Here is a 14,907-nt window from a genome sequence, read left to right on the forward strand (position 1 = left end):
GGGATGCGGGTTCGGCTACCAGCGGGCGTGCTCGGTGTCGCCCCAGCCGATGATCTTGGCGTAGACGTCGCGGCCGTCAGCCCCGATGTAGCACTGCAGCTCGACGGTGCCGTTGGCGGGCACGTTGTACGGGCCGCTCCAGGTGTTGAACTTGCGCCCGGCGTCGTAGCAGTCCACCGAGTAGCTGCCGCCCGGGAAGTCCGAGGTGTGCACGCGCAGGCGGTAGCAGCCGTTCACGCAGCCGCCGACCGGCGTGCCCTTCTCGACCCAGGCACGCGGCTGCGGGGGCGGCGGAGCGTCGGGGGTGCGGACCTCGGCGCGCGCCGTGGTCGGCGAACTGCCCGCGGCACTCGTTCGCACGTCGATGGTCTGCGTGCTGCTGTACCCGACGTCCCCGCGCGGGCTGGACCCGTTGGCCTCGACCCGCTGCCAGCCTCCGCCGTTGATGCTGATCTCGGTCGTGATGTCCCGCCCGTTGCGCGCCGGCGAGGTCCACGACACGGTCACCCGATTGCCGTCACGCGTCGCGCTGGCCGTGGGGTTGCCGATCTGCCCGTAGGGTGCCACCTGGTTCGACGCGGCCGACGGGTCGCCGGCGTACGTCGATGCGTCCGCGCTGGCGACCGCGCGTATCCGGACCGAGTAGGTGCCGTTGTTGGCGACCTGCGAGCCGCTGATCGTCCCCGAGCCGTTGTTGCCGCCCGCTGCCCAGTTCGAGCTCCATCCGGCGTTGTTGACCGAATACTGATAGCTGACCTCGCCCGGGTTGGCCCCGTTGAGCGCACCCGCCGTCCACGACACCGTGACCTGGTTGTCGCCCTCGGCGGCCGAGACCCCCGTGGGCGCTCCGGGCGGTGTGAAGGCGCGCCGCGGCGCGGACGGCGCGCTTCGGTCGCCCCAGCCGGCCTTGTTCCTGGCACGGACATCGAAGGTGTAGTCCGACGTCGAGGTGTCGACCGTGACCGCCTGGCTCATCTGCCCGGCGGGAACGGCGATCGTCTGGAGGACGTTGCCGCCGCGGATCACCCGGAGCTCGTATCCCGCGATCGCATCGCCGTTATCGGCCGGCGCCTTCCACGACACCTGCATCTGCGTGCGGGCTCCGACCGAGTCGATGCGCTGCGTCGACGGCGCGCCGGCGGCATCCGGCTTGCCCGCCGGCACCATCGACTGCGACCAGACGCTCCAGCCCGACGGCTCGGGCGCACGGTTGTGGGCGCGGACGCGCACCTGGTACTGGACGCCGTTCTGCAGGCCGTCCCACGTGAGCGACGTGCCCGTCACGCCCGCCTTCTCGGCGACGCCCGAGGGCGGGGCGGGCGAGATCTGCAGGCTGTAGCTCTCGACGGGCGACCCCTCGGTGCGGGGAACGGTCCACGAGACCTGCAGGCTGCGGTCGCCGAACGCGAGGCTCGGCGGGTTGGGCGTGTCGGGACGCTGGTCGGGACGCGCGGTCTCGGACGGCAGCGACGGGTCGGACTCTCCGACGCGGTTGGCCGCGGTGACGATGAAGTTGTACTCGACGTTGTTGGTCAGGCCGTCGAGGGTGCACGTCGTCGAACGGCACTCCTTGGTGTAGCCGCCCGCGGCCGAGCGGACGGTGTAGCCCGTGATGGGCGCGCCGTTGTCGATCGGGGGCGACCACGACATCACCACGGTGCGGCTCTCGACGCTCGTGACGGTGGGCTTGCCCGGTGCGTCCGGACGTCCCTGCACGGTGATCCGGATGTGCCCCTCGACCTCGCGGTCGGGATCGCCGGTGGCATCCTGGATGCGGTAGCGCACGACCAGCGTCCCGACGAAGTCGTCGCGGCTGGTCACCTCGACGCGGTCGCCCGAGACGATGGCGTCGCCACCGGTCGTCTCCGTGTAGGCGCCGACGACCTTCAGGGCATCGCCCGGGAACGGGTTCACGTCGTTGTCGAGCACCGGGACCGAGATCGTCGCGCCCTGATCGGCCTGCGCGATGATGTCGTCGTTCGCAGTCGCCAGCGGACGGGTCGACGCCGTGATGGTGACGGTGATCGTCGCGGTCACGGGGTCGGACTCGCCGTCGGTGACGCTGACCTGCACGGGAAGGGCCGTGCCCTTGGCGACATCGGTGCCGGCCGAGACCGAGAGCACCGAGCCGTCGACCGATGCGGTGAGGCCGTCGGGGGCGCCGCCGACGAGGGAGAAGCGGAGGTTCTCGGCATCGCCGGGGTCGGGGTCGGTCGCGAGCGCGGCGAGATCGAGGGTGCGGGCATCCTCGCCCTGGGCCGCCTCCATCTGAGCGCCGATCATCGTCGGCGGGCGGTTGTCGGGCGGCGTCACTGTGATCGGGATCATCAGGGTCGCCTTGCGGCCCGCCGGGTCGTCGGGACCGGTCCCGTCGGTGACCTCGAAGGTCAGGGCGTCCTGACCGAAGTACTCGGCCGCCGAGGTGTAGACGAGCGTCCGCTCGTCCTTGACGAGCGAGGCGCCGTTGGAGTGGGTCGCGGTGACCTTCTCGGCCTCGGTGACGACGACCTCGCGGCCGCCCGATGCGCGGACGTAGTCGGCCAGGGGCAGCTCGATCGTCTCGCCGCTCTTGACCTCGACACCCTCGGTCGTGATGAGGCTCGGCGGCAGTTCGACCAGCGCGGGCACGTGGATGAAGGCGGCGGCCGAGAGTCCGTCCTCGTCGGTGATGAAGTAGGTGATGAGCTGGCGCTGCTCGGTCAGCTGCACCGACACCCCACCGTCGGGCCGGACGGTGGCGTTCTCGCCACCGGTGCCGAGGGTCACATCCAAAGCGGAGCGGGTGCCGTCGGGGTCGTCGTCGTTGTCGAGCACGGCGACCTGCGAGACGCCGTTCTCGTCGACGTCCTCGGCGCGCACCCGGTCGTCTCGGGCGATCGGCCGCTGCAGCGGCACGTCCTCCTCGATCGTGATCTGCACCGGAGCGGTGGCCGTCAACCCGCGAGTGTCCTCGATCGTGTACTGGATGCTCGTGTTCATCGGCACGTCGGGCGCCGTGATGACGATCTGCTCGCCCGAGACCTCGGCGGCGAGACCGTCGACGTCGGGCACCTCGAGAGCGTCGGCGGCGAAGTTGAACAGATCCCCGTCGGGGTCGGAGTCGTTCTGCAGCACCGACACCGCGACCTGTCTGCCGGGACGCATGATGACGGAGTCCTTCACCGCGTACGGCGCCTGGTTCGTCGTCTCGGCGGGCGCGATCCCCACCTGGATGCGAGCCGTGCCCTCCTGACCGAGCCGGTCGCGCACACGGTAGGTGAACGAGTCGGAGCCCGTGCTGGTGTCGAACGCCTCGTACTCGAACGAGTTCGAGCCGGTGCTGACGATGCGGCCCTTGCCGGGCGAGCTGGCGAGACCGATGAGCTCGACCGAGTCGCCGTCCTCGTCGATGCCGTCCAGCGGCACCGGGATCGTCACCTTCGAGCCGCTGAGGGTGCGGGCCGTCAGATCGCGCGGGCGGGGCGCGGCGTTGACGTCGTCCTGCCGGGGCAGGATCTGGATCGTCACGTACGCACCGGCGCGCTGGCCGGAGCTGTCGACGGCCTCGTACGTCGCGTTCACCGTCTTCGGCTCATCGCCGGCGCGGAAGCGCAGCTTGTCCTCCGACACGAAGATCTGGCCGTCGGCCTCCTCGATGAGCGGCGGCACGAGGTCGGGCGCGACGTGGATCGTGTCGCCGTTGGGGTGCGAGTCGTTGGCGAGCACATCGATCGTCACGACATCCCCGACGCGCACGACGGCGGTGTCGTTGTTCGCGATCGGGGGTCGCAGACGATCGGGGGCGGGGATCGGGATCACGACGATCTCGCCGGTCGCCGACTGGTCGCCGTTGGAGATGGTGTACGACACGCGGGTCTGCTGGCTGAGCGAGCCCTGATCGGTGATGCGAACGGTCTCGTGGCCGAGCACCGCCGCGGTCACGCCACTGTCGGGTGCGGCCGTGACCGACTGGACCACCAGGATGCCGCCGGCGGGATCGGTGTCGTTGCCGAGGACGTTCACGAGCACGTCGCCGCCGGTGGGAAGCAGCGCGACGTCGCGCACCGCGACCGGCGGGAGGCTCGTGTCCGCCGCCGGGAGGACGTCGACGCGGACGAGACCGGGGACGCTGTTCGGCCCCGCTGAGACGAGGTAGTCGACGTAATAGGTGTTGACGGCGTCGGAGGTGAAGGTGAAGGTCTGCTCGGTGAAGTCCGGCTCGATCGTGGCGCCCTCGACCTCGTCGACGCGCGTCAGGCGCAACGGCTCGCGACCGGCGCTGGTGTCGTTGGCGAGCGGCGAGACCGTCACCGACTGACCCACCCGGGTCACGACGTGGTCGGCGTTGGTCACCGGGAGGGTGGTTCCGGGAGGGCGGACGTCGATGCGCAGCACGCCGGCGCCGTCGTCGGTGCCGTCGGACACGACGATCGGGACGTCCTTGCGACCCTGCACGGCGCCGATGGCGCGGTAGGTGACCTGACCGTCCGAGGTGAAGTCCACCTCGTCGCCGCCGTCGGCCTGCACCGACTTCAGGAAGATGTCGTCGCCGTCGGGGTCGATCCATTCGGTCAGCACGTTGTACGAGGCGGTGCCGCCGGCCTCGACCGTGACGGGCGTCACGCGCTGCTGGACGGGCGGGGAGTTCTCGTCCTCGCCGCGCACGGTGAGCCGGACGGTCGCCGAGGCCTCACCGCCCCGGCCGTCATCGGCGGTGTAGCTGAACGACGTCGTCCCGGAGGCGTCCTCGGGGACGGCGATCTGCAGCCCGCCGCCGTTCTGGATCGCGGAGATCTCGCCGAACGCCGGGTCGCTGGTGGCCTCGGCCACGAGGACGTCGCCGTCGGCGTCGGTGTCGTTGAAGAGCACGGGCAGCACGGTGGTGCGACCCGGTCGCACGCCGAAAGCGTCGTCGACGGCGATCGGCGGGGTGTTCTCGTCGGTGCGTTCGGGCAGGGCGGTCTCGACGGTCTCCTCCGTCGTCTCCTGCTCCTCGTCGCCGGTGCCCTCGGGCGGGGTGATGTCGGTCCAGTTGTCGACCCGCTGCATGTTCTCGCTCGCGAGCCAGGCGGCCCCGCCGAACACGTCGTTGAGGACGACGACGTCGCGGTTCACCCGGAACTCCAGCTTCGCAGCGGGATCGATGCCCTCGATCTCCTGCACCACGTCATCGGCGTCGTCGGCGCAGTCCCGCACGAACATCCCCGAGCCCGACCAGGCGCCGTAGGCGCAGCCGCCGACGTACACCGGCTCGGCGGGCACTCCCTCGCCGCCGGCTTCGATCGTGACGGTCTCACCACCGGGCTGGACCCGCAACAGGGCGGTCGGCGTGCTGACGGTGAGGGTCTCCGCGTCGTTCGACGGACGCTGGAGCAGCGCATCGACGGGGACCGTGGTCTGCGAGCCGTCGCCGCCGTAGAGCACGCGCGTCTGCTGATCGAGGACGTACGGGGTGCGCCCCAGCGCGGTGATGGCGAGCTCGCTCTCCTCGGCCACGCCCTCGAGCTCGCGCTCGGCGGTCTGCGCGACGGTTCCGTCTCCGATCGGAGCGTACGCGTAGAGCGCGGCACCCTCAGCGGATGCCGCATAGACGGTGCCGTCGGTGCCGACCGTGGCCGTCGCGTTCTCGCCGAGCTCGGCGATCGGCTCATTGCCCTCGAAGCTGAAGCCGTTCACACCGGCGAACTGCACCGTGCGCAGAGCGCCCGCCGCGTCGAGCACCGACACCGTGTCGGCCCCGAGAGCGACCTGGGCTCCGGGCTGCACCTCGGCGGTGCCCGAGAGCACGACCTTCGCCGGGTCGACGGCCGACATGGCGGAGCCGTCGGCGTCGACCACGACCACACGGGCGCCCGACTGCAGGACGTCGTAGTCCGCGGCCGTCGTGCGAAGACTCCCGTCGAGCACGCGGGACTCGTTGTTGTAGTGACCCACCAGCAGGCTCGACTGCTTCGTGACCCACACACCGCCGTCGTGCAGATCGACCTCGGTCGTCGGCTCGCCCTCGTAGGCGACGGCGAGTGTGCCGATCGTGAGGGCGGCGATCGTGACGACACCGGCGGAGAGGAGGGTGCGCGGGCGGGCGTGCAGCCAGGCGGTCGACTTCATTGGGCTCGGCTCCCCCCGGGGCATCGATCATCGTCCCGTGAACGGGCGCGCGCTGGTGAACTGCGGAACCACCCTACGTCAGGCGAACCGGCGATTATGTCACTTGACATGGGGAGAACTCCCCATGTCACGAACGTGTCGTATGTGTATTCGGTGCGAGACCCCCAGGGCCCGATCGCGTCAACGTCCGACGTAACGCCGCAGGTGCTGCGCCGTCAGGGTGTCGGCCGCGTCGACGAGGGTCGACGGCGTGCCCTCGAACACGACGAGCCCTCCGTCGCGCCCCGCCCCGGGGCCGATGTCGATGATCCAGTCGGCGTGGGCCATCACGGCCTGATGGTGCTCGATCACCACGACGGTGTTGCCCGCGTCGACGAGCCGGTCCAGCAGCGCCAGGAGGTTGTCGACGTCGGCCAGATGCAGTCCGGTCGACGGCTCGTCGAGGATGTAGACCGCGCCCTGGGAGGCCATCGAGATCGCGAGCTTGAGGCGCTGCCGCTCGCCGCCGGACAGCGAGCTCAGTCCCTGGCCGAGGGTGATGTAGCCGAGTCCCACGTCGATGAGCCGGCCGAGGATGCCTCCCGCGACCCCTGATGGGAAGACCTCCACGGCCTCGGCCGCGCTGAGGGCCAGCACCTCGGCGATGTTCCGCCCGGCGAGGGTGTACTCCAGCACATCGGCGCTGAACCCCGATCCGTCGCAGAGGTCGCATGGGGTTTCGACGGAAGCCGAGATGCCGAGCTTGGTCACGATCACACCGAGCCCCGTGCACGCCGGGCACGCGCCCTGCGAGTTGGCGCTGAAGAGGGCGGGCTTGACCCCGTTCGCCTTGGCGAAGGCCGACCGCACCGCGTCGAGGAGCCCCGTGTAGGTGGCCGGGCTGCTGCGGCGGTTGCCTCGGATGGGCGCTTGGTCGACCACCACCACGCCCTCGCGGGACGCCAGACTGCCGTGGATCAGCGACGACTTGCCCGAACCGGCGACCCCGGTGACCACGGTGAGGATGCCGCGGGGGACGTCGACGTCGACCGAACGGAGGTTGTGCTCGGTGGCACCGCGGATCTCGAGGGCGCCCGTGGCCGAACGCACCCGCGGCTTGAGCTCGGCCCGGTGATCGAGGTGACGCCCCGTCAACGTGTCCGAGCCGCGCAGCCCGGCGAGGGTGCCGGTGAACTGCACGCGCCCGCCGTGGCGTCCGGCGCCGGGGCCGAGATCGATGACGTGGTCGGCGATCTCGATGACCTCGGGCTTGTGCTCGACCACGAGCACGGTGTTGCCCTTGTCGCGCAGGCCGCGGAGCAGATCGTTCATGCGCTGGATGTCGTGCGGATGCAGACCGGCCGTGGGCTCGTCGAAGACATAGGTCACGTCGGTCAGGCTCGATCCGAGGTGGCGGATCATCTTGGTCCGCTGCGCCTCTCCGCCCGAGAGGCTGCCGGACGCACGGTCGAGCGAGAGGTAGCCGAGCCCGATGTCGATGAACGACTGGACCGTCGCACGCAGCCCGGTCAGCAGGGGCGCGACCTCGGGGGCGTCGATCCGCTCGAGCCAGACCGCGAGGTCGGTGATCTGCAGCGCCGCGGCATCGGCGATGCTCAGCCCGGCGACCTTCGCCGACCGCGCACCCTCGTTGAGCCGCGTGCCGCCGCATTCCGGACACGGCATGAACTTGACCGCGCGGTCGACGAAGGCCCGGATGTGCGGCTGCAGCGCATCGCGGTCCTTCTGGAGCATCGACTTGGTGACCCGCGGGACGAGCCCCTCGTAGGTCATGTTGATGTTCTGGATCTTGACCTTCGTGGGCTCCTTGTACAGGAAGTCGTGCAGCTCGGCCTCGCTGTAGTCGGCGATGGGCTTGTCGGGATCGAGCAGGCCGGACTCGCTGTAGCCGCGGACCATCCAGCCGTCGGCGTTGTACCCGGGGATCGTGATCGCCCCCGCGTTCAGCGACTTGGCCCGGTCGAACAGCTCGCCGAGGTCGATGTCGCTGATCTCGCCGAGACCTTCGCAGCGGGGGCACATGCCGCCGGTGACCTGGAACGAGCGCCGCTGCTCGCGACCCGCATCGGAACCGACGGCGATCGTGACCGCACCGGCTCCCGAGACCGATGGCACGTTGAACGAGAACGCCTGCGGCGACCCGACGAACGGCTCGCCGATGCGACTGAAGAGGATGCGCAGCATGGCGTGGACGTCGGTGGCGGTGCCGACCGTCGACCGGGCGTTCGCACCCATCCGCTCCTGGTCGACGATGATCGCGGGGCTGATGTTCTCGAGCGCGTCGGCGTCGGGGCGGCCGATCTGCGCCATGAACTGCTGCACGAACGTCGGGTAGGTCTCGTTGATGAGGCGCTGCGATTCTGCGGCGATCGTGCCGAACACGAGGGACGACTTGCCCGAGCCGCTCACACCGGTGAACACCGTGAGCCGGCGCTTGGGGACGTCGACATCGACGTCGACGAGATTGTTCGCGCGCGCACCTCGCACGCGGATCACATCGTGGGTGTCGGCGACGTGCGGGTCCCGTGCAGCGGCCATGGCGCATCCTTTCGTCGCGGACGCTCTCATTGTGGCCGTTCCCGGCGCTCCGGCCTAGAGCGGAGCTTCGGCCCGGTGGCACCCCGGAACGTGGTCGTCGACCATGCCCGACGATTGCATGAGCGCGTACATCGTGGTCGGGCCGACGAAGCGGAAGCCGCGCTTGCGGAGCGCCTTGCTCATCGCGTCGGACTCCGGCGTCACCGGCGGAACCGCTGCGAGACTCGCCGGTCGGGGCCGCCCGGTGAGGGGCGCGAACGACCACATGAGCTCGTCGAAGTCGCCGTCGGCGAACTCCCGCAGCAGCCGCGCGTTCCCGATCGTCGCCTCGATCTTCGCCCGGTTGCGGATGATGCCGGCGTCACCCATCAGCCGCTCGATGTCGGCGGGGCCGAAAGCGGCGACGCGCTCGGGCTCGAAGCCGGCGAAGACCTCGCGGAAGCGCGGCCGTTTGCGCAGGATCGTGATCCAGCTCAGGCCCGCCTGGAAACCCTCCAGGCTGAGCTTCTCGAACAGCGGACGGTCGCCGTGCAGCGGCCTCCCCCACTCCTCATCGTGGTACCGGCGGTACTCGGCATCGTCACCGACCCATCCGCAGCGCGCCAGGCCGTCAGATGCGGTGATGAGGTCGGCCGTCATCCCGCCAGGTTATCGAGGACGGACGACACCGACGCCGCACGCGAGGAGCGACTACTTCGCACCCTTCGCGACGGCCTTCTCCGAGACCGGGGCCGTCCCCGATGCCGCGAGGTTCACGTAATACTCCCGTGCCTCGCGCTGACGCTCGGCCTCGACCCCCGAGGCGATGGGAGCCCGGACGTGCTCGGGTGCGAACCCGAACGCGTCGACGAGGTCCTGCGCATGGGGGCGCAACCGGCCGCACAGCCGGTCGATGTAGCGGGTGACCGCGGTCGCGCGCTGGGCTGAGAGGCGGCCGTTGACGAGGTACCAGGCGAGGTGGCGCTCGATGAGCGTGAGTCCGAACAGGTCGCGGAGCCACACCAGCACCTGCCGCGTGCCGTCGTCCTCGACCCGCTTGATGCCCTCGGCGAACGCCTCCCACTGCAGCAGCTCACCGTGAGCGCGCGCCGCGTCGATGAGCTCGGACTGGTGGAGGTTGAACACCGCGGCGGCGTCGCCCTGCGACATCTTCGACGCCGGCCGCAGCGCGGCGGCGACATCGGCGATCATCTGCTCGACCCGACCCGCGAGCAGTTCGTGCTGCTGCTCGGCCCGGAGCCCCAGCTCGACCGATCGCGCCGTCAGGCCGAAGTCGGCGACGGACTGCCCCAGCTGGCGCAGGCCCGCACCGTGGAACACCTTCTCGGCGGTGGTCACCGCGGCGAACTTCGCGAGGGCAGCGGCATCCGCACCCTTGAAGCGCTTCGCGTAATCGCTCAGCAGCCGCTTGCCGACGAGCTGCAGCAGCACGTTGTTGTCGCCCTCGAAGGTGGCGTAGACGTCGAGGTCGTGGTGCAGGTCGACCATGCGGTTCTCGGCGAGGAAGCCCTGACCACCGCAGGCCTCCCGACACTCCTGGATGGTGTCGAGCGCATTCCAGGTCGACAGCGGCTTGAGAGCGGCCGCGAGCGTCTCGAGGTTCTCGCGCCCTTCGGGCGTGTCGGTTCGACCCGAGAACACGCCGTCGAACGCTCGCAGGAGCTCGTCGTGGGCGAAGTACTGCGCGTACGTCTGCGCGAGCCGCGGCAGCAGCCGGCGCTGGTGACGCCCGTAGTCGAGCAGGGTCACCTCGTCGGTGCCGGCGCCCGAGTCGAACTGACGACGCTGGCTGGCGTAGGTGACGGCGATGTACTCCGACAGAGCGGATGCCGTCGTCGCGGCGCCGTCGAGCGAGACGCGGCCCTGGACGAGCGCGCCGAGCATGGTGAAGAAGCGGCGCCCGGGGCTGGCGATCTCCGACGAGTAGGAGCCATCGGGGGCGACGTCGCCGTACCGGTTCAACAGGTTCGTGCGGGGGATGCGGACGTGGTCGAAGTGCAGGCGCCCGTTGTCGATGCCGTTGAGCCCGCCCTTGACGCCGTCGTCCTCGCCGCCGATGCCCGGCAGGAAGGCGCCGTCGTCGTCGCGGAGCGGCACGAAGAAGCAGTGGACCCCGTAGTTCACTCCGCCGGTGATCAGCTGGGCGAAGAGGGTCGCCGCCTTGCCGTGGACCGCGGCGTTGCCGAGGTAGTCCTTCCACGCACCCCGGAACGGGGTGTGGATGACGAACTCCTCGGTCTCGGCATCGTAGGTGGCGGTGGTGCCGATCGCGGCGACGTCGGAGCCATGACCGGTCTCGGTCATGGCAAAGGCGCCCGGGAGGCGCATCTCCATGGCGTCGCGCAGCCATGCGTCGTGATGCGGCTTGGTGCCCAGCTGATGGATGGCCGACCCGAACAGCCCCCACTGCACGCCCGACTTGATCTGCAGGCTCGGGTCCGCGAGCACGAGCTCCTCGAACCCCGCGAGGTTCGCCCCGTTGTCGCCGCCGCCGCCGTACTCCACCGGGTACGCCCGCCCCGAGGCGCCGCGCTCGACGAGCAGGTGCAGTTGATTCATCACGCGCTCGCGGTGCTCGGCCATCGGCTCGCCGGGGATCTGCCAGAAGACCGGGTCCTTGATCATCTCGCGTGCCTCGCGGCGGGTGGCGGCCCAGGTTCCCAGCAGCAGATCGGTGACGGCATCGATGTCGATGCGCGGCTCGTGCGCCTCGCTCGCGCTGTGGGGCGCGGTCTGCGCTCCCCCGGCGGGGGTGCGGTCTGCGGTGGCGGGCTTCTGGGGGCGTACAGCGGCGTCGGTCATCACGTGCCTTTCGACGTCGGAAGGATCGGAGTCGATACCCACGGTAGAACTTCCACAACATGGACCCCAACTGTGTTGGTCGATACGCACAAGTCACCGCCGTCACGGCGGCGCTCCGGATTGTGCGCGCGCTACATCGGACCGCGATCAGCGCGCCGCAGACGTCAGTGGGATGCCACGACGGCGAGCACGGCGTCGCCGTAGGCCTCGCGCTTCTTGGCGCCGATGCCGGTGATGCCCTCGAGGTCGGCGGAGGTGCGTGGTCGGCTGTCGGCGAGGGCTCGCAGCGTCGCATCGCCGAAGACGATGTACGCCGGCACCCCCTGCTCGCGAGCCTGCTCCGCGCGCCACGCGCGAAGCGCCTCGAACAGGTCGCGGTCGCCTTCGGCCACCTGTTCGGCGGCGGCCGCCTTGCGCACCCGCGAGCCGCCGCTGTTCGAGCCGCGTCCCAGCACGTCGCGTCGCAGCGGCACGCCGGCCTCGCCCTTCAGCACGGCGGCGCCGGCGTCGCCGACCGCGAGCACGCCGTACTCGCCGCGCGCGACGAGGATGCCGCGGGCGAGAAGCTGGCGGATGACGCTGCGCCAGTCCTGGTCGGACAGGTCGGCGCCCAGCCCGTAGGTCGCCAGCTCATCGTGGCGCTGTTGCCGGATGCGCTCGGTCGAGGCGCCGCGCAGGATGTCGACGAGATGCCCGGCACCGAACGACTGATTGCGCTCGCGCTGCAGCCGGACGATCGTCGACAGCAGCTTCTGCGCCGGGACGAGCCCGTCCCACGTGTCGGGCGGGGTGAGGCACGTGTCGCAGTTGCCGCAGGCCTCGGACTCCTGACCGAAGTAGCCGAGGAGGTTCTGGCGCCGGCAGGCGACGGTCTCGCACAGCGCGAGCATCGCGTCGAGGTGCTGCCCCATGCGCATCTTGAAGGTGCGATCACCCGGGCTCTGGTCGATGAGGCGCCGCTGTTGCACGACGTCGCCCAGACCGTAGGCCATCCACGCGATGGCGGGCTCGCCGTCGCGTCCGGCTCGACCGGTCTCCTGGTAGTAGCCCTCGACGGACTTGGGCAGGTCGACGTGGGCGACGAAGCGCACATCGGGCTTGTCGATCCCCATGCCGAACGCGATCGTGGCGACCATGACGACGCCGTCCTCGCGAAGGAAGCGCGACTGGTGCTTCGCCCGCATCTCGGCGGGCAGGCCCGCGTGGTAGGGCAGGGCGTCGAGTCCCTGTGCGGCGAGATAGTCGGCGGTCTGCTCGACCGACTTCCGGCTGAGGGCGTAGACGATGCCCGCCGACCCCTCCGGCATCGTGCGGATGAACGTCACGAGCTGCCGGCGCGGATCGACCTTGGGTTCGATGCGGTACTGGATGTTGGGCCGGTCGAAGCTCGCGACGAAGTGGCGGGCCTGCGGCAGACGCAGCCGCTCGGTGAGCTCCTGGTGCGTCGCGCGGGTCGCGGTCGCCGTCAGTGCCATGCGCGGGACGCCGGGGAACCGCTCGTCGAGGTCGCCGAGCGCGAGGTAGTCCGGCCGGAAGTCGTGACCCCACTGCGATACGCAGTGGGCCTCGTCGATCGCGATGACGCTGAGCGATCCGCGCTGGAGCAGCTGGGTCGTCTGAGGAACGCTGAGGCGCTCGGGGGCGACGTAGAGCACGTCGAGGTCGCCCGCGAGGAAGGCCTGCTCCACACCGGCACGCTCGCCCGCCGACTGCGTGGAGTTGAGGTAGGCGGCGCGGACGCCGTTCGCGACGAGGGCGTCGACCTGATCGTGCATGAGGGCGATGAGCGGGCTCACCACCAGGCCCGTACCGGGCCGGACGAGTGCGGGCACCTGGTAGGTGATCGACTTGCCGCCACCGGTCGGCATGAGCACGACGGCATCCCCGCCCTCGACCACGTGCGAGACGATGTCGCCCTGATCGCCGCGGAAGTCGTCGTAGCCGAAGACCTCCTTCAGCACGGCGCGCGGGTCAGCACCGGTGAAGTCGCGGCGCGCGAGCGAGAGGACGGCGGCGGGCGTGGCCGTCGCCGTCGGCACACCTCGGCGAGCCGGCGTGGAACGGGGCGAAGACGTGCGAGACGGAGCCTCGGCCGCGGCATCGCCGGCGGCCGTCCGGTCGCGGGTGGCACGGGCCACTGCGGCGCCGTATCCGTCGAACTCGGGCGGCGGCGGAGCGTCGACATCGTCGGGCGGAGCGAGCTCGTCGGGATTCCAGTCGAGGTCGGCGTAGGGATCCGCATCCCAGGACTGCTGCTCTCGACTCACCCGTTCACGATAGCCGCGGCATCCGACATCCGCCGCCGCGTGCTCACAACCTCTCCTCAGCTCCGCGGGCGGGTGCGCAAGGCCAGGCGGACGAAGGGCAGGTCATCCCGGTCGATGACGGCCGTAGCCACCACCTGCGCGGTGATGCGCACACCGACCGCGTACACCCAGGGGTCGGTGTCGATCTCGATCGCATCCGTCGCTGTCCCATCGACCAGGAGCCGCGTCGGGCGCGCCGCCGTCGGGGTCACCTGCCACGAGCGGTCGGCGAGCGGCCCCGGGGGCAACCCGAGCTGCTCCGCGAAGCCGTTGCGCAGGATGTGGTCGGCATGCTCGACGAGCTGATGGGTGAGCGCGGCGGATTCCGCGCCGGCATCCCGGTGCCACGTCGTACGCACCGCTTCGGAGAGCTGGCGCTGGCGCATCCGCTCCACCGCGGCGATGAGCCAGGCGGGACGCGGCCGCGGCGGCTCGTCGTGGAGTGACGCGCGGGTGTTCTCGTCGAGCTCGGCGAGGTTGCGGGGATCGGCGTGGTCCTCGGGGTATCGCCAGAGGAGGGAGGTGATCGCCACGGACTGCATCCACGGCCCCGACCCGTCGACGCCTTCGGTCAACGAGAAGGCCCCGCCTCCCCCGCCTCGGCGCCGCAAGACCTGCCGCCGTCAACACCACCGCTCGGACAGGGAGCGTACGACCGTGAGATTGCGGTTCGTGGCGACACCCAGCAGCTTGGCGGCCGCCAACGGGTCGACGACGCCGTCCTGGTACCCGGGCAGCAGGAGCGCATGGGCGGCGCGGCCTCGGACGACCATCCGCCCCGCGTCCGATCCGCGTTCCTCGACCGCGGCGATCGTGGCGGCGTCGAGCTCGTCCTTGAGCAGATAGACGTAGTGCCGCGCGAGGCCCGGGTTCGCGTCGTTCAGCGCGACGGCGTCGGCCGCCAGCATTCTGAACTCGTCGGCGCGGAAGGTGATCGTGGGGACCTCGAATCCGCGGTCGGCGGCGTAGGCCCGCTCGAGCGTGTGCTCGATCCGCGTGCGCGATCGCATCCGGGTGTCGAAGCGGACGTTGCCGGTGTTGATGTGCGTGCGGACGTCCTCGAAGCCGACGGCCTCGGTCGTGCGCCGGATGTCGTCCTTCGGGAACACCCGCGTCGCGCCGAGGTTGATCGCGCGCAGGAACCCGAGGTGAGTGGTCACAGCGCCATTGTGCC

The 14,907-nt window shown here is 70.5% G+C and carries 7 protein-coding genes; all 7 read right to left on the reverse strand.

Annotated features, from left to right (window positions below; translation table 11 throughout):
* Positions 1-15: 15 nt before the first annotated feature.
* The 7 genes from HW566_RS07910 to HW566_RS07940 all read right to left on the reverse strand — a co-directional run bounded on the left by HW566_RS07910 (position 16) and on the right by HW566_RS07940 (position 14,893).
* A complete protein-coding gene (locus tag HW566_RS07910) occupies positions 16-6,087 on the reverse strand; it encodes an Ig-like domain-containing protein (protein WP_178011851.1) in 6,072 nt (2,023 codons plus the stop codon).
* A 180-nt stretch (positions 6,088-6,267) separates the two neighbouring features.
* A complete protein-coding gene (locus HW566_RS07915) occupies positions 6,268-8,625 on the reverse strand; it encodes an ATP-binding cassette domain-containing protein (RefSeq protein WP_178011853.1) in 2,358 nt (785 codons plus the stop codon).
* 54 nt (positions 8,626-8,679) lie between these two features.
* Positions 8,680-9,264: a DNA-3-methyladenine glycosylase I gene (locus HW566_RS07920; protein ID WP_178011855.1), complete on the reverse strand. Its 585-nt coding sequence runs from the start codon at positions 9,262-9,264 to the stop codon at positions 8,680-8,682.
* A gap of 51 nt (positions 9,265-9,315) precedes the next feature.
* Entirely contained in the window at positions 9,316-11,427 is a 2,112-nt protein-coding gene (locus tag HW566_RS07925; RefSeq protein ID WP_178011857.1) for an acyl-CoA dehydrogenase family protein, read from the reverse strand.
* 164 nt (positions 11,428-11,591) lie between these two features.
* Positions 11,592-13,694: a DNA helicase RecQ gene (gene recQ, locus HW566_RS07930; RefSeq protein ID WP_178011858.1), complete on the reverse strand. Its 2,103-nt coding sequence runs from the start codon at positions 13,692-13,694 to the stop codon at positions 11,592-11,594.
* Between the two features lie 56 nt (positions 13,695-13,750).
* A complete protein-coding gene (locus HW566_RS07935; protein ID WP_178011860.1) occupies positions 13,751-14,266 on the reverse strand; it encodes a hypothetical protein in 516 nt (171 codons plus the stop codon).
* Positions 14,267-14,356: 90 nt separating this feature from the next.
* On the reverse strand, positions 14,357-14,893 hold the full coding sequence (locus HW566_RS07940; RefSeq protein ID WP_178011862.1) for a DUF1697 domain-containing protein: 537 nt from the start codon (positions 14,891-14,893) through the stop codon (positions 14,357-14,359).
* Positions 14,894-14,907: the final 14 nt, after the last annotated feature.

The organism is Microbacterium oleivorans (genome assembly GCF_013389665.1).
In the GTDB taxonomy this organism is placed as follows: domain Bacteria; phylum Actinomycetota; class Actinomycetes; order Actinomycetales; family Microbacteriaceae; genus Microbacterium; species Microbacterium oleivorans_C.